Origin of the sequence: Kitasatospora sp. NPDC005748, from assembly GCF_040630735.1 — a bacterium.
Taxonomy (GTDB): Bacteria; Actinomycetota; Actinomycetes; order Streptomycetales; family Streptomycetaceae; genus Kitasatospora.
On record NZ_JBEXYD010000034.1, the window covers coordinates 1 to 14,924 of the forward strand.

Genomic DNA, 14,924 nt, shown 5'->3' on the forward strand with positions numbered 1-14,924 from the left:
CGCCCCTTGCGAGTGCACGGCGACAACCAGCGGTCTTTGGCTTCGGTAACACTAGCCGGACTCGGCCGTCCGGGAGCACCGGCCGACCCCGTGCCGGGAGCGCCCGGGCGGGCGTCACGGGAGCCGGTCGGGGTCGGAGGCCGGCAGGTCGGACGGCTGCCACTCGATCATCATGATGGTGGCGTCGTCGGTCAGCGTGCTGTCCTGGTTCTCCAGGAGGGCGTGGATGAGACGGCGCAGCGCCTCGGGGGCCGCCTCGCCGGCCGCGGTGGCGCGGATGACGAAGTCGGCGAAGCGCTCCAGCCCGAACATCTCGTGGTTGGTGCCCTTGGCCTCGATGACGCCGTCGGTGTAGAGGAGGATCCGGTCGCCCGGCCGGAGCGAGAAGGTGTGCACGGCGCGCGGACCGCCCGACAGACCCGACAGCCCCAGCGGCGGCTCGGCGGTACGGGTCAGGGCGTCCGCGACGACCTCGTGGCCCCGGATCAGCAGCGGGGGCGGGTGACCGCAGTTGGACCAGTGCAGGGTGCCGGTGGCGAGGTCGAGCCGGGCGAAGATGCCGGTGGCGAAGCGGTCCGGGAACCAGCGCCGCAGGGCGTCGTCGATGGTGTCCACGAGGTCCGGGAGGTCGGCGCCGTTGCGACGGGCGTTGCGGCAGGCCGCCAGGGCGACCGCGGCGGTCAGACCGGAGGCGAGGTCGTGCCCCATCGCGTCCAGCACGGCGGCGTGCAGGACGCCGGCGGCCAGCGAGTGGTCGAAGGCGTCACCGCCGAGATCGTAGGCGGGCTCCAGGACGGCGGTCGAGATGACCTGGCCGTTGCAGACGGTCCGCAGGGGGAGGAAGGCCCGCAGCATCTCGGCCGGCAGGCTCATCGTCTCCACCCGCGTCCCCCGGGCGTAGCTGTCGCTGGTGTCGCGCTTCGAGGTGATCACCATCGCCAGCATCGCGGCGAGCAGCCGGCAGCGGCGCACCGCGGCGTTGTCGAGCGCGGCGGTCCGCACGCCCAGGACGCCGAGCCGCTCGGCGCCGTCGACCAGCGGGAACCAGGCGAGCAGCTTGCCGTCGTCGCTCTCCGCCACCCGCAGCCCCCCGGTGCGGTACGTCCAGCCGGCCAGCGTGCCCTCGATCGGGAGGGCGGCACCGCCGCCGAGGGCGAACAGGTGGTTCTGCTGGATGTCGGCCAGGTACACGGTGCTCACGCCGATGCCGAGGGTCTGGGCGTACTGCTGGGCCAGCACCGGGACGTCGGCCGGGTCGAGCGTGCGTCGCGTGGTGAGGAACTGTTCCATCAGCTGCTCACCCAGGTTGAGCGGCAGGGTCTCGTCGGTCATCGCTCCAGCCGAGCCGGGCCGGACCGCGCCGTCCAGCCGACGCGGAGGGAACCGGGCCGGAGTCACCCGCACGTGGGCCGCGCGGTCGGCCGGACGGTGGACCGGGACCGTCCCCGGCACGCCGGGGGCGGTCAGGCGGGGTGCCCCGCGTCGATGTCGGTGACGTCGCGGAAGGTGAGCGACGCTCGGTCCGCGGTGGTCCGGGTGTCGACGGGGTCGAGGAGGAAGCCGGTGTGGTCGCCGCCGTCGGTCCGGGCGTGGACGCGGCCGGCGAAGTGGGCCGCCGCGTCCGCCAGGACGGGCGCCCCGCCCGGTCCCGGCGTCCAGCGGACGTCCGCGAACTTGTCGGTGTCGTCGCCGGTGCGCCCGCCGAACAGCTCGGCGAGGTCGTGGCGGTGCCGGGGCAACAGGTGGACCACCAGGAACTCCGCGCGCGACGCGACGGCGTGGGTGTGGTTCGCCTTGGAGATCCACACCGCGAAGCGCACCGGCCGGATCGAGCACTGACCGGCGAAGCCGACCAGGCACCCGGCGCGCTCCCGGCCGGCGGCCGCGGTGACGACGTACACCGGGTAGTCCAGTAGGGCGGCGAAGGCGTCGAAGTCGGGCATGGGTGTCGCTCCTTCCGTGCGGAGGCCGCGGTGGCGGCGGTGGGGTGCGTCCGGTCCTTCGCTGCCCGCTCCCGCGGCCGCCATTCCCGGGCGGCCGTTCGTCGGGCCCTCGCACGCGCGCCCCCGGCCGAAACCTACGTCGGTCGGTCCGGCGGCGCCCGCCGGGAGGACGGCGCCCCTCAGCGGCGGTGGCGGCCGGTGGGGCGCCAGGAGGTGAACGCCGGCCGCGAGGCCGGGAGGAAGAGGCGGGCCACCTCTCCCCCGAGGTTGACGCCGATGGCCAGGGCCATCGCGGTGGCGCACGCCCGGCCGACCCAGCTGCACCCGGCCTCGGGCCGGCCCTGGACGAAGGCGAGCATGCCGAAGTACAGCACCGAGCCGGGCATCAGCGGCCCGAGCGCCGCCGTGACGTGCGGCAGCGCGGACATCGCCCGGTAGCGGGCCATCAGCTGGCCGAACAGGCCGACCAGCCCGGCGGCGAGCCCGGTGGCCACGATCGGCTCGACGCGGGCACCGGCCAGGACGGCGTAGGTGGTCCAGCCGACGGCGCTGTTGAGGACGACCGGGGCCAGGGTCGCCCGGTCGGTGCGCAGCAGGACGGCGAAGGTCAGTGCCAGCAGCATCGCGGCCGCGAGTTGGAGCGGCGGGTTCACCGTGCTGCCCGGCGCCCCGTCGGGGGTCAGGTCGGCGTCGTTGCTGACGCCCAGGTACAGCACCGTCATGACGCCGATCACGATACCGGCCATCAGGTACAGCACTTCGAGCAGCCGGGCGGCCGCGGTGAGGTAGAAGCCGGTCAGGCCGTCCTGGGCCGCGGCCACCAGCGGGCGGCCCGGCAGCAGGGCGAACAGCCCGCCGGTGATGACCACGGAGCCGCGCAGGTGGAGCCCGTTCAGCGAGAGCAGGCTGCCGATCGTCGCGGCCGGTGTCGCGGCGGCCACGAAGCCGTAGAACTCGGGCAGGTCGTGGCGGGCGACCAGGGCGGCCAGCCGGTCACCGGTCAGGGCGGCGACGAAGGCGGTCCCGAAGACCAGCCAGGCCCGGCCGTCGGCCCGGCCGCCGACCAGCAGGGTCGCGGAGCCGGCCAGCAGCCCGGAGGCGAGGACGAGGAGCCAGCCCGGGTACGGGGGCCGGCGGCCGAGCAGGACGGTCAGCCGGTGCCGGGCCTCCTCGGCCGCCACCTCGCCCGCCGTGATGGCGGTGACCAGGCGGAAGACGGCGGCGAGCCGGGTGTAGTCGCTGGCCGGACGGCGGACCGCCCGTTCGGCCGTCAGCGGCGCGACGTCCGGCGTCGGCTGGTAGGAGATCGCCACCAGGGTGTAGGTCACCTGCGGCTCGCAGGGGTACACGCGGTAGGCGTGGGCGACGCCCAGCATCGCGCCCTCCACGTCCTCCGCGGACTCGCCGCTGGCGAGCAGCGCCTCGCCCACCCGCAGGGCGAGGTCCAGGACGCCCGACGCCTCCGCCGGGCCGGGCCGCTGCCGCGGTTCTCCGCCGGCCGCGAGCGGGCGTTCGGCCATCGGCATGCGCACCAGTGGCCGCATCCGGTCCGGCCAGGGCGTGTCGCCGCGACCGCCGCGCCCCGGGACGCTTTCCCCGTCGGCGGGCGGCCGGGGGGCGACCAGCCCGCCGCGGGCGTCCTCGGGCCCGGGGCCGCCCGGCGCCGCGGGGTGCGGGGCGGGGGTCGCGCCCGGCTCCGGCCCGGGGTCGCCGGCGTCGGGCCGCCGGCCCGGGTGACCTTGCTCCGACACCGCCGCTCCTCATCGTCGTGCCGCGCACCGGGGCGGTCACCTGCGGCAGGGTGGCCGCTCGGCGGCGGTGCGGGACCATCACGATCCACTACGGATGGTCATGATCGTGCTACCCAACGTGACCTGCGGGGGAACGCCCAGGGCGGCGCGCGGGCCGCTGCCCGGCGTCCGGCCGGTTCCGTACGCTCGGCCGACCGGGTGGCCCCACCGCCTGCGGAGCACGGCCGGCCCGCCGTCGAGAAATCCGCTGGCGGGCCCAGTCCCGCAATGGCGATCATCGGCGGTATGAACGATCAACCCGTGCGATGGACCCAGGCGACCGTCTACCCCGACATGTGGGTCGATCCGGACAACGACCCGCGCAACGGCGACGGAGCCGCTCCGGACGGCGAACTCGCGACGCTGATGGGCTACCTGACGGACTACCGTGCGACCCTGCTGATGAAGTGCGAGGGCCTGGAGCCGGAGCAGCTCGCCCGCCGGTCGGTCCCGCCGTCGACGATGTCGCTGCTCGGCCTGGTCCGCCACCTCGCCGAGGTCGAACGGGACTGGCGGAACTGGCTGGACGACGCCGAGCCGCTGCCCAAGCTGTACGGCAGGCGTGACGCGGACTTCGACGACGTGGTCGGCGAACGGTCCGCCGTCGACGCCGCGTACGCCGACCTGGCGCGTGAGCAGGCGGCGACCGACGCCGCGCTGGCCGGGCACACCGACCTCGGCGCGCGCCTGGAGAAGGACGGGATCGCCGTCCGGGAGCTGCTGGTGCACCGGATCGAGGAGTACGCCCGGCACTGCGGGCACGCCGACCTGCTGCGCGAGTGCGTCGACGGCCGGGTGGGCCAGTAGCGCCCCCTCCCACCGGAGCCCGGCCGAGGCCTGTAGCGGGCGCGTTCACGGCAGTCCGGGGCCCGGTTGGGCCGGCCGGGCGGATCCGCGGGTGAGACCGTCGGCCGGTCGCCACCCCGGGCCCCCGGGCCGGTCGGGCAGCCGGCCCACCCCGAGCCGGTCGGCTGTCGGTGCGGGGTGCGAGAGTCGGCCCATGGACACCGTCACCACGCCCCACGACTGGGCGCACTGCGCCGCTCTCTTCGAACAGCGGCAGCTCCCCGCCTCCTCCTACCGCAACCTCTACGAGGAGGACTACGACGTCCACCCCGGCCCCCTGACGGTCGCCGGTGACCTGGACCTGGACGCGATGGAACCGGACGGCAGCGGCCTCGTCGTCGACGGCGACCTGGACGTCGCCGGCGCCGTCCTCAACCTGGACGACGGCTGCCCGGCGCTGATCGTCCTGGGCGACCTGCGGGCCGCGGCCGTCTACCTGGAGGGCGATGCCAGACTGCTGGTCCGCGGGAGCGTCCGGGTCGGCGCCTTCGTCGGGAACATGACGGACAAGCTGGTGATGATCCACGGCGACCTGCGCGCGGACGTGACGGTGCTGTCCGCCGAGTTCGCCCCGGACCTCGTCGGTGGGGCGCTGCACGGCCCGGTGATCGCGCCCCTTTACCTCGACGGCTACGCCCAGGACATCGACCCGGCCACCGTCCTGGTCCCCGAGGTCCTCCGCACAGAGGCGGACGACGACCCGGACGAGTACCGCGGCTTCGACGCCCCGAAGGTCCACGGCGGCCGGCTGCTGCGCCGCATCGAGGAGGGCCTCCCGATCACCCTGCCCCGGTGAACCCAGCGGGGGTGCGGCCGGGCCGTCCGGGCAGCCTGGGCTGCCCCTTTGTCGCTCGTCCCACGGGGGTAAACCCCCGCATCAATCGGAGGCCATCCGCAGCGCGCCGCCATGGAATCGCAGGCGATGATCGGTCCCACGACACGGTAGGCGAGTTGAGGGGTCGAAGACATGGCACGGCATCACCAGCACATCGGTCGACGGGGGCTGCTGGCCGCGGCGGCCGTCGCGATCGGAGCGGTCCTCGCTCCGGTCGCGGCCCAGGCGGCGCCGGCGGCACCGCCCGTCGAAGCGGCCGGGACGAGCGGCGTGGTCCGCGCGCTGGACCGGGCGGCCCACCCGCTGCGCTCGACCGAACCGGGCCGCGGCACGGCCGACCTGCGCGCCCTGGGTGCGATGATCGGCGACGCGAAGGTGGTCGGGCTCGGCGAGGCCACCCACGGCTCCCACGAGTTCTTCGCCATGAAGGAGCGGGTCTTCCGCCACCTCGTCGAGGAGAAGGGCTTCACCACCTTCGCCCTGGAACTCAGTTGGTCCGCCGGACTCCGGATCGACGACTACCTGCAGACCGGCCGCGGCGGCGACGCCCGCAGCGTCGCCAAGGCAGCCCTGGCCGACTCCCCCTGGGACCGCGAGGAGTTCGTCAGCCTCATCGAGTGGATGCGCGACTACAACCGCCACCACCCGGACCGCACCGTCCACTTCATGGGCGACGACATCGGCGCGCCCTCGCTCGACGACGCGTTCTTCGCCCGGATCACCGACTACGTGCGGCGGACCGACCCGCAGGCCCTCGCCCGGCTCGACGCGCTCTACACCGGACTGCGCCCGATCGACGACGCCTTCGCCTACCTGGGCAGGCCGCTCGCCGAGCGCCGGCGACTCGCCGCGCAGGCCCGGCAGGCCCTCGACCTGGTCGGCGGTCTGCGGGGCAGCGACCCGGAGGCAGCCGCCTGGGCCGAGCAGAACGCCCGCTCCGTCGCCCAGACCGCCACCTTCCTCTCCCTCGACCCCGGGGACGCCACGACACTGCCCGAGTTCGAACGCTTCCGGGACGAGGTGATGGCACAGAACGTCACCTGGTGGCAGCGGCGCACCGGCGGGAAGGTGCTGCTCTCCGCCCACAACGACCACGTCGGCCGCCTCGCCGGCGACCCGGCGCTGTACCCCAGAACGCAGGGCGCCTACCTGAACGACACGATGGGCCGCGACTACCTGCCGATCGGCTTCACCTTCTACCAGGGATCGCTCCTCTCCAAGGACGCCGCCCTGGGCGGCCCCTGGAAGAAGTTCACCGAGGGGCCGCCCACCCCGGACATGAGCGAGTACACCCTCGACCAGGTCCGCCACCGGGACTTCTACCTGGACGTCCGCACCGCCCCGGCCGCCGCCAGGGCCTGGCTGAGCGGCACCCGGCCCGTCCGCACCTACGGCACGCAGTACCCGTACCCGCCCGGGAACGTCGCGCTCGGCACGTCCTTCGACGTCCTGGTCCACCTCCACGACGTCCGGGAGGCCGACCGGACGCCGTAGCGCCGGGGCGGGCCGGGCTCGCTACTTGCTCCGGACGCTGCCCAGAGGCTCGGGGTCCGCCCCGAGGGCGGTGAGCGCCGCCTGCCAGTCGGCGTCCTCGGCCTGGAGGGTGCTGCGGAGGAAGGCCGTGGTGAGCCGCCGGATCAGGGCGACCCGCGCGGGGCTCTCGTCGGTCGTCTCGGCGACCTCGTACCCGACGATTCCACCGAGCGAATGCTCCGCGCCGAACAGGGTGAGCAGGCTCTTGCGGCCCGGGCTGTGGGTGTAGGGGTCGGTGAACCAGTCCGGGCCGCGGGTGGACAGGTGGGACTGGTCGCGGTCACCGGCGACCACGAGGGCCGGTGTGGTCATGGCGTCGAAGGACGGCTTCAGGAAGGGCAGGTGCTCGGCGGCGAACGCGGTCAGGTCGTCGCCCAGACCGGCTGCCGCCAGCAGGACGCCCGCCTTCACCCGGGGATCGGCCATGGACTCGCCGGGAACGCCGTCGGCGTCCAGGACGCGTGCGCCGAGCAGCGCGCTCGCCGTCTGGGCGCCCCAGGAGTGGCCGGCCACGGCGACGCGGCCGCGGTCGACGCGCCCACCGAGGCCCGGCACGGCGGCCTCCAGGACGTCGAGCCCGTCCAGCACGCGCGTGAGGTCCTCGATGCGCAGGCGCCAGATCCGCGGGGTGCGCGGGTCGTCGGCCGGGATGCCGAGGGTGCGGGAGTCCAGGTGGGTGGGCTGCAGGACGACGAAGCCGTGGGCGGCCCAGTAGTCCGCGAGCGGGGCGTAGCCGTCCATCGACCAGCCGAAGCCGTGCGAGAGGAGGACCACCGGCAGGCCGCGGCCGGTCGCGGGGGCGGACACCCGGACCTGGAGGTCCTCACCGCGGCCCGGGGCGGGCAGGACGACCGGCTTGGCGGAGAGCACCGTGGCGGGTGCGTCGGTGCTGGGGGGAACTGACATGGAGGTGGCTTCCGTTCGGGTTCGCTGCGCAGGTGGCTTCGGTGGGCCCGGCGGCAGCTGGCGCCGCCGGGCCGGGAATCGGCGATCGTGGGCGTTCCGCCGTCCGGAGGCGACGGGACAGCCGGTGGACGGCATGGCCGGTGGTCCCGTGTTCTGCCATCATGGGCGAAACGGAACCTAGCTCCGCAAACGATACGGAACGGCGTTCCGCTTTACAAGCGTCGGTCGTCGATCGTCATTCGTCGACCGGGTCCGTCACGGCCCCGGTCGGCCATGGGAGGAGGGCCGTGGTGAACGACAGCGGCCAGGGCGCGGAGAGCGCAGCCGGGTCCAAGCGAAAGGACGCCCGGCGCAACCAGCAGGCCCTGCTGGACGCGGCCGCCGCGGCCTTCGTCACCTCGGGGGTCGAGGCGCCGGTGCGCGACATCGCGGCCGCCGCCGGCGTCGGGATCGGTACCATCTACCGCCACTTCCCCACCCGGGCGGACCTCGTCATCGCGGTCTACCGCCACCAGGTCGAGGCGTGCGCCGAGGCCGGCCCTGCCCTGCTGGCGAGCAGCCCGTCACCGCACGCGGCGCTCGCGCGGTGGGCCGACCTCTTCGTCGACTTCCTGGTCACCAAGCACGGCCTGGCCGCCGCGATGCAGACCGACAGCGCCGGCTTCGAGACCCTGCACGCCTACTTCCTCGACCGCCTCCTGCCGGTGTGCACCCTGCTCCTCGACGCCGCGGCCGCCGCCGGCGAGACCGACTCCGACCTCACCGCGTACCAACTCATGCGCGGCATCGGCAACCTCTGCATCGGCGCCGACAGCGACCCCCGCTACGACGCGCGCCCGCTGGCCGCGCTCCTCGTCGCCGGCCTGCGCCGCCGGCCCTGACGGGCCGCCCGCCCCCGCTCCCCACGCCCGACGACCGCGCCCGAGGAGCTGTTCGCGCATGCCGCGCGGGTCAATGGGGATGGCATGGCATGGCATGGCGGCTCGCCGACGCATCAGCGGCGGAGGCGGACGCTCCCCGGCCGCCGGCCGGTCCGGGGGATGCCGCCGGCCGCCGCCGCGGGCGAACTCCGGCGGGTGGCATTTCGCCGGTACTGCGTCACCGTCGAATTACTGTGCGTTCCGCCGGGAGTGGATATGACGCCCCGTCATCGGAATGTCACGCATTTCCCCGAATCGATACCGGACCCCCTTCAACGGGCGGCCGGCGGTAATCGGTTCATCACGCATCGCTTTCGCTCCGCCCGGCAATTGCCGGGCGGAGCGCGGTCCGCCGCATTTCGCCTGGCCGGGGTGGCCGGTTCCGGTGGGCGGGCTCAGACGTCCAGCCCGGCCTCGATGCGCTTGAGGCTGTGCCGGGCGAGTGCCAGGTTGGCCCGCGAGCGGTCCAGGGCCAGGTAGAGGAAGAGCGAACCACGCGCGCCCGCAAGGGGCCTGATCAGGTGGTACTGGCCGCCGAGGGTGATCAGGATGTCCTCGATGACATCGTCGATCGACAGCGCCGCCATGGCCCTCAGCTTCGCCCGGACGACCTCGGTGTTGCTGGCGGCCGCGACCTCCAGATCGAGCTGCTGGTTCCCCCCGAGATGCCCGAGCGACATACCGCTCTCGTAGTCGACCAGGGCCACGCCGATGGCGCCCTCGATGCCCATCGCGTCCGTGAGTGCGCTGTCAATGTTCATGACCTGTTCGTCCTTTGCGTGCCATCCGGGCGGAACCCCCGTGTGCAGGAATCAAAGTAGCAAGAAGGTCATCGGGTGTGGCCACCGCACGGAAATGGTGAAATAAAGTACGCTGCCATCGGTTCAGAAAGCGAAGGGGTACTGGTGCACGCGCTCGAAGCTTCCCTCTCCGATGTGCTCGACTCCCCCGGAGTGGTCGGCGCCGCGCTCGTCGACGCCGTCACGGGCCTCACCTATCGGTCCGCCGGGGAGCACCGACTGCTCGGGACCGGAGCCGAACTCGCCGAGCTGGCCAACCTGATCGGCGAACGGCTGTGCGAGGCCGGGGCGGAGGGCGAGTTGGAGAGCCTGGTGGTCACCAGCACCCGCCACCACCACGTCGTCCAGGTGGTCCCCCGGCAGGGCGACCCGCTGCTGCTGGCCACCGTGCTGGACCGCGGGCAGACCAACCTCGCCCTGGCGATCCGCCAGAGCGCCGACCGGGCAGAGGGCCTGCTGGCATGACGGGCCGTCTCCACGACCCGGCCGCGCCCGCGTCCCCACGCGTGTCTCCCGCCGCACGCAACGTGCCCGCCCTCCTGCTGACGCTGCGCCAGGGCGAGTTCACCGGCTCGGTCACCGTCTCCAGCGCGCCGGGCGGCACCATCCACCTGGAGCGGGGGCTGATCACCGCGATCGAGACGCCCGGGGCCCCGACCGTCGAGACCCTGCTGCTGAAGTCACGGCGCGTCGGCGAGGCGGACTGGTCCGCCGCCGAGACGGCCGCCGCCGCCAACGCCCAAGGCGTCACCGGCCTCCAGGGCGGCGACCTCGGCGCGGCACTGGTGGCCCAGGGGTCGATCGGCGCCGCCGAACTCGAAATGGTCTGCGCGGCCGCCGCCTTCGACGGCGCCTTCGCCCTGGTCCTGAGCCCGCCCGGCAGTTGGGAGGTGGCCGAAGCGGCCGCCCCCGCCAGGATCGCGCTGCGCCCCGGCATCGAGCCGCAGCGGCTGTTCGAGGAGACCGGCCGGCGGGTGGCCCTGTTGACCCGCCTCTGGGGGCCGCCCGGACAGCTCGCCCGCAGCCGGATCCGCCCGGCCACCCCGGCCGGGTCGACGGCCCCGCGGATCCCGGACCGCTACCGGGAGATCCTGGTCGCCGCCACCGGGCGGCGCACCGCGCGCGACATCGGGTTCGCCCTCGGGCGCGGACTGTTCGCCGTGCTGCTCGACCTCGCCCGGATGGACGCCCGGCAGCTGCTCCACCGCGAGCCGGTGGTCCCGCCCGCCGCCGTGCCGAGCGTGGCGCCGCGCGCGCCGCACACCGGCCCGCCGCCGGCGACGAACGGGCCGCTGCCCCGCCGGGTCCCCGTGCGGCGCGGCCCGGAGGTCCTGGACGGACCGACCGCAGCCGGCGGGCTCCCCCGCCTGCCCACCCGGCCCGAGGGCCCGGCTGCCGTCTCCGGCCAGCCATCGAACGTTCACCGCGCCGAGCGGACCGAGAAGACCGAAGAGACCGAGAAGAGCGCACCATGAGCAGCCAGACGTCATCCGCAGCACTCGTCGACGAGTTGAAGTCCCTCCGTGACCGGGTCGTGGGCATCTCCGAGAGCGTCGTCTCGACCGCCGACGGCCTGCTCGTGGCCGCCGACACGGCCGCCGTCCATCCCGAGTCGGCCTCCGCGCTGTCCGCCGCCATGCTCGGCCTCGGCCGGCGCACCGCCGCCGAGGTCGGCCTGGGCGGCCTGCGCGACGTGGTCACCCGCTGCAACGGCGGCTACGTCGTGGTGCTGGCGATCGGTGAGCAGGCGCTGCTGATGATCCTGGGCGACGAGGGCATGGACGTCGCCGGTCTGCACCGCGAGGCTCCCGCCACGATCCAGCGCCTGGGCGAACTCCTCGGACTGGTCCCTACGCGCTAGGCCCGGACCGGGGCCACCGGCGCGCCCGGGTCGCCGACGGGGCCCGGACCGGGGCTACCGGCGCGGGCCGTAGTCCCAGTAGTGGTCGGGGTAGTCCCCGCACGGGTACTGCATCAGCGGCGCCTGCGGAGCGGTACTGCGGTAGGTGACGGCGAGGCACTGGTGGCTGTTGTCGTTGACGAACCGCATGCCGCGCGGCCACTTCTCGATCTTCCAGGACTGCCCGGGGCTGCTCCGGCACTCCGACTGCACCACCTCGGCGGTGGCCCGGGTACTGGAGTCCCGGACGGACAGACAGAGGGCACTGTTGTAGCTGACGATCCGGTAGTAGGTGTCGCCGTCCGGGTCCGTGTAGGCCTTCTGCGCCTCCCAGAAGTGGTCGGGGAAGTCCCCGCAGGGGTACTGCTGGACCTCCCGGCCGTCCTCCCGGGTGCCTCCGGGCGTGGCGATGCACTGCTGGCTGTTCCCGTTCCTGATCTCCACCGATCCCGTCGGCGGAACCACCGGGGCGCCGCCGAGCCGGCCCGGTGCCGGGACCTCCGCCGTCGGTGTGGAGCTGGCGGGCGCCGAGGGCGTACCGGCGGGCGTGGCCTCGGCCGAGGGGACGGCGGGAACGGCGGGATCCGGCGGCTGGCCGGCTCCCGTGCTCCGAGCGGCCGTCCCGCCCGGTTCGGGTGCCACCGGAGCGGACGGCAGCGGCACCGGCGGTGCGGTCGGCGTCCCGCCGGACCGGTCGGGCGCACTGCTCGGGGTGGCAGGAGCGGAAGGGGTCGGCGAGACCGGCCCCGGAGCCGGTGCCGAGGGGCTCCCGGCCGCCGGTGAGGGGGCGCCGGAGCCCGGCCTGCCCCAGGCGCCGGCCGCCTGCGGGACGGCGTCGAAGGGTCCGTGCGCCGCCGCGCCCAGTCGGACGCCCACCAACACCCCGGCCAGCACCAGGATCCCGGCCAGCACCGCCCCCGTCGCCCCGACGACCACCCCCGCCCCGGCCTTACGGCGCCATCGCGCACCCGTGGGCCCGCCGCGCGGCGGGCCGAGGACGGTCGCACCGACCGCGACCTCGCGGGTCGGGCCGGTCGGGCCGCTCCGGCCGTGGTCCACGACCCGGACCAGCTCCCCCCGGACGATCCGGGGCCCGGCCGGGACGAGAGCCATCCCGCTCACCTCCCGGTACTGGCCGGCCAGCGCCTCCCGCACCCCCACGAGGTCGGCCTCCAGCCGCCGCAGCACCGGCAGGTGCGCGTCCACCCCGTTGCTCGCCGGCTCCGCCCCGACCCGTGACCGTTCCTGGTCGACCAGGAGCCCGACGGCCTCCTGCTCCCGGCCGGCCGTGTGCCGCGCCTCACGGGCGCTCTCCCTGATGCGCCGTACCTCGGCCAGACACCAGGTCGCCTCCCGCAGCCGGACCTGCCGGACCTGCCGGAGCGGCGCTGCCACCGGGTCGGTCGTGGCACCTTCCGGGTCGTCGGTACCGCCGGTACCACCGACACCCTCGACACCCTCGACACCATCTGCACCACCGGCCAGCTCACTCCGCAGCTCGGCCACGATCGCGACCAGCACACGGATCAGGTCCTCCGCCTCCGCCATGCCCTCCTCGGCCTGCCGCTGCGCGTCCCGGGCCCGGTCCAGCGCCTGCTGCGCGGCCGACCGCCGGGCCGCGGGCGGCTGGATCCCCTCGGCCGCCCGGGTGGCCTGCTCGTGCAACTGGGCGGCCCGGGCCAGCAGCGCCGCCCGGGCCCGCGGGTCCTCCACCTGGTCGTGGACCAGCCGTTGGAGCAGGTGCCACGGGATGTCCTTCTCCGCGGAGCGGTACGCGCTCCAGCTCGTCCGACCGGCGGGGTAGCGCTGGGCGAGCCTGCGGAGGGTCACCCCCGAGGTCACCTCCCGCACGAACCGTGCCAGGGCGTCCGCCTGTTCGGTCTCCCCCTTCAGGCGCCCCTGCGGGCGTCCAGCACTACCCACCTCTTGCCCCCTCCCGTGTACGCGGACGATCCGGGCTGTCCGCCGCTCGGTCGGCCCTCGGCCGATTCCTCGTAGCCGGACAATCCAACATGGCGCGCCGTGGGACCTCCACCGGTTCTTCGGACAACTTCCCGGTTCCGTCAGTACACCACCGGGCCGGGTGCGAAGACCGAACTTCTGCCGGGATGGCACCCCCTGAGCGCCCGCCAGGTGGGGCCGACCGCTCCGCCGCAGCTCTCCCGTCGATGGCGACCGGCACCGTCGCCCCCTCCACCCGGGCCGTCGGCCCTCCGGTAGTCTCCGCTGTCAAACGGCCGGGCGCGGCGCGGCCGGGAGGCGGACCGTGGCGACAACGTACGGAGTGGGCATGACCGGTGAGGTCGTAGTCGTCGGTGGCGGGGTCATGGGGTCGTCGGCGGCCTGGCACCTGGCGGCGCGGGGCCGGCGGGTGACGCTCCTGGAGCGGTTCGCCCCGGGGCACGACCGCGGCAGCTCGCACGGCAGTTCACGGATCTTCCGGCTGGCCTACCCGGAGCCCGAGTACGTCGCCCTCGCCGTGCGGGCGCTGCCGCTGTGGCGGCGGCTGGAGGAGGAGACGGGCACCGCCCTCCTGGAGCTCACCGGAGCGGTGGACCACGGCCCGGCCGCCGCGACCTCGGCCCTGCACGCCGCGCTGGCCGCCGCCGGGCGGCCCGCCGAGCTGCTCGACCCGGCGCGGGTGGCCGAGCGGTGGCCGGGATTGCGGGCCGACACCTCCGCGCTGTTCCACCCCGAGGCCGGGCGGCTGCACGCCGACCACGCGGTGGCGGCGTTCCAGCGGGCGGCCGCGGCGCACGGGGCCGAGGTCCGGCACGGCGTCCGGATCGCCCGGATCGCCGTACGCGGCGGCGGGAACGGCGACGGGAGCGGCGGCGGGGGCAACGGCGGCGCAGGCGTCGAGCTGGTGACCACGGAGGAGGAGGTGATCCTCGCCGAGCAGGTCGTGGTGGCGGTCGGCGGGTGGGCGCCGGGCCTGCTGTCGGGGCTCGTGCCCGGGCTGCCGCCGATGCGGGTGACCGAGGAGCGGCCGGTGCACTTCCCGGCCGCCGCACCGCTGGACTGGCCGAGCTTCATCCACCACGGCGGGGCGCAACTGGTCTCGGACGTCGGCGTGTACGGCCTCGGGAGCGTCGACGGCGTCAAGGTCGGCTTCCACGGCGTCGGCCCGGTCGTCGACCCGGACCACCGCACGGGCGACCCCGACCCGCGCGCGGTGGAGCGGGTGCGGGAGTACGCGCGGCGCTGGCTGCCGGGCGTCGACCACACCGCGCCGACCGCCACCACCTGCCTGTACACCACCACCCCGGACCACGACTTCGTGGTCGACCGGCGGGGCCCGGTGACGGTCCTGGCCGGGTTCTCCGGGCACGGGTTCAAGTTCGCGTCGGTGCTCGGCGCCCTCGCCGCGGACCTGGTCGAGGGCCGCCCGGCCGCGCGCCGCTTCGCCCTCGGGGCCGGCCGGGGGCGCTGACCGCCCGCACCGGAGCGG

Annotated in this window: 14 protein-coding genes; 8 read left to right on the plus strand and 6 right to left on the minus strand. The window is 74.9% G+C overall.

The genetic code is table 11. From position 1 onward, the window contains the following. Nucleotides 1-114 precede the first annotated feature (114 nt). The 3 genes from ABZ495_RS23175 to ABZ495_RS23185 all read right to left on the minus strand — a co-directional run bounded on the left by ABZ495_RS23175 (nt 115) and on the right by ABZ495_RS23185 (nt 3,694). Nucleotides 115-1,332 (minus strand): PP2C family protein-serine/threonine phosphatase, encoded by a 1,218-nt coding sequence (locus ABZ495_RS23175; RefSeq protein ID WP_359837811.1) that lies wholly within the window; start codon nt 1,330-1,332, stop codon nt 115-117. A 131-nt stretch (nt 1,333-1,463) separates the two neighbouring features. Continuing rightward, complete coding sequence (locus ABZ495_RS23180) at nt 1,464-1,943, minus strand: flavin reductase family protein (protein ID WP_359837813.1); 480 nt, start codon at nt 1,941-1,943, stop codon at nt 1,464-1,466. A 179-nt stretch (nt 1,944-2,122) separates the two neighbouring features. Further along, the gene (locus tag ABZ495_RS23185; protein WP_359837815.1) at nt 2,123-3,694 is read right to left on the minus strand and encodes a threonine/serine exporter family protein; all 1,572 of its coding nucleotides are present in this window, start codon (nt 3,692-3,694) and stop codon (nt 2,123-2,125) included. Between the two features lie 285 nt (nt 3,695-3,979). Between ABZ495_RS23185 and ABZ495_RS23190 the strand changes: the two genes are divergently transcribed. The 3 genes from ABZ495_RS23190 (at nt 3,980) to ABZ495_RS23200 (ending at nt 6,908) form a co-directional block, all read left to right on the plus strand. Continuing rightward, on the plus strand, nt 3,980-4,540 hold the full coding sequence (locus ABZ495_RS23190; RefSeq protein WP_359837817.1) for a DinB family protein: 561 nt from the start codon (nt 3,980-3,982) through the stop codon (nt 4,538-4,540). Between the two features lie 193 nt (nt 4,541-4,733). Next, nucleotides 4,734-5,375, plus strand: coding sequence for a hypothetical protein (locus ABZ495_RS23195; RefSeq protein WP_359837819.1), 642 nt, complete (start codon nt 4,734-4,736; stop codon nt 5,373-5,375). A 171-nt stretch (nt 5,376-5,546) separates the two neighbouring features. After that, the gene (locus tag ABZ495_RS23200) at nt 5,547-6,908 is read left to right on the plus strand and encodes an erythromycin esterase family protein (RefSeq protein ID WP_359837821.1); all 1,362 of its coding nucleotides are present in this window, start codon (nt 5,547-5,549) and stop codon (nt 6,906-6,908) included. A 21-nt stretch (nt 6,909-6,929) separates the two neighbouring features. Here the strand turns inward: ABZ495_RS23200 and ABZ495_RS23205 are convergent, their stop codons facing one another. Next, nucleotides 6,930-7,853: a chlorophyllase gene (locus ABZ495_RS23205; RefSeq protein WP_359837823.1), complete on the minus strand. Its 924-nt coding sequence runs from the start codon at nt 7,851-7,853 to the stop codon at nt 6,930-6,932. Between the two features lie 290 nt (nt 7,854-8,143). Between ABZ495_RS23205 and ABZ495_RS23210 the strand changes: the two genes are divergently transcribed. After that, complete coding sequence (locus tag ABZ495_RS23210) at nt 8,144-8,734, plus strand: helix-turn-helix domain-containing protein (protein ID WP_359837876.1); 591 nt, start codon at nt 8,144-8,146, stop codon at nt 8,732-8,734. A gap of 434 nt (nt 8,735-9,168) precedes the next feature. Here ABZ495_RS23210 and ABZ495_RS23215 read toward each other — a convergent pair whose 3' ends face one another. Beyond that, nucleotides 9,169-9,534 (minus strand): hypothetical protein, encoded by a 366-nt coding sequence (locus ABZ495_RS23215; protein WP_329485690.1) that lies wholly within the window; start codon nt 9,532-9,534, stop codon nt 9,169-9,171. A gap of 144 nt (nt 9,535-9,678) precedes the next feature. On the opposite strand from ABZ495_RS23215, the gene ABZ495_RS23220 reads away from it, so the two are divergent. The 3 genes from ABZ495_RS23220 to ABZ495_RS23230 are packed head-to-tail and all read left to right on the plus strand — an operon-like array spanning nt 9,679 to nt 11,434. Beyond that, the gene (locus ABZ495_RS23220) at nt 9,679-10,038 is read left to right on the plus strand and encodes a hypothetical protein (RefSeq protein ID WP_359837825.1); all 360 of its coding nucleotides are present in this window, start codon (nt 9,679-9,681) and stop codon (nt 10,036-10,038) included. A 41-nt stretch (nt 10,039-10,079) separates the two neighbouring features. Continuing rightward, on the plus strand, nt 10,080-11,048 hold the full coding sequence (locus ABZ495_RS23225) for a hypothetical protein (RefSeq protein WP_359807604.1): 969 nt from the start codon (nt 10,080-10,082) through the stop codon (nt 11,046-11,048). Continuing rightward, nucleotides 11,045-11,434, plus strand: a complete 390-nt coding sequence (locus ABZ495_RS23230) for a roadblock/LC7 domain-containing protein (RefSeq protein WP_359807602.1) — start codon at nt 11,045-11,047, stop codon at nt 11,432-11,434. The genes ABZ495_RS23225 and ABZ495_RS23230 overlap by 4 nt, the downstream gene beginning before the upstream one ends. Nucleotides 11,435-11,488: 54 nt before the next feature. On the opposite strand, the gene ABZ495_RS23235 is transcribed toward ABZ495_RS23230, so the two are convergent. Further along, nucleotides 11,489-13,303 carry an RICIN domain-containing protein gene (locus ABZ495_RS23235; RefSeq protein ID WP_359837827.1) on the minus strand — a complete coding sequence of 605 codons (1,815 nt, stop codon included), beginning with the start codon at nt 13,301-13,303 and terminating at the stop codon, nt 11,489-11,491. A 460-nt stretch (nt 13,304-13,763) separates the two neighbouring features. Between ABZ495_RS23235 and ABZ495_RS23240 the strand changes: the two genes are divergently transcribed. Next, nucleotides 13,764-14,906 (plus strand): FAD-dependent oxidoreductase, encoded by a 1,143-nt coding sequence (locus ABZ495_RS23240; RefSeq protein WP_359807597.1) that lies wholly within the window; start codon nt 13,764-13,766, stop codon nt 14,904-14,906. Nucleotides 14,907-14,924: the final 18 nt, after the last annotated feature.

What these genes read in the sequence shown, in the direction of transcription:
- ABZ495_RS23175 (WP_359837811.1), bottom strand. Translation starts at nt 1,332, where the DNA reads ATGACCGACGAGACCCTGCCGCTCAACCTGGGTGAGCAGCTGATGGAA.
- ABZ495_RS23180 (WP_359837813.1), bottom strand. Translation starts at nt 1,943, where the DNA reads ATGCCCGACTTCGACGCCTTCGCCGCCCTACTGGACTACCCGGTGTAC.
- ABZ495_RS23190 (WP_359837817.1), top strand. Translation starts at nt 3,980, where the DNA reads ATGAACGATCAACCCGTGCGATGGACCCAGGCGACCGTCTACCCCGAC.
- ABZ495_RS23195 (WP_359837819.1), top strand. Translation starts at nt 4,734, where the DNA reads ATGGACACCGTCACCACGCCCCACGACTGGGCGCACTGCGCCGCTCTC.
- ABZ495_RS23200 (WP_359837821.1), top strand. Translation starts at nt 5,547, where the DNA reads ATGGCACGGCATCACCAGCACATCGGTCGACGGGGGCTGCTGGCCGCG.
- ABZ495_RS23205 (WP_359837823.1), bottom strand. Translation starts at nt 7,853, where the DNA reads ATGTCAGTTCCCCCCAGCACCGACGCACCCGCCACGGTGCTCTCCGCC.
- ABZ495_RS23215 (WP_329485690.1), bottom strand. Translation starts at nt 9,534, where the DNA reads ATGAACATTGACAGCGCACTCACGGACGCGATGGGCATCGAGGGCGCC.
- ABZ495_RS23230 (WP_359807602.1), top strand. Translation starts at nt 11,045, where the DNA reads ATGAGCAGCCAGACGTCATCCGCAGCACTCGTCGACGAGTTGAAGTCC.
- ABZ495_RS23240 (WP_359807597.1), top strand. Translation starts at nt 13,764, where the DNA reads ATGACCGGTGAGGTCGTAGTCGTCGGTGGCGGGGTCATGGGGTCGTCG.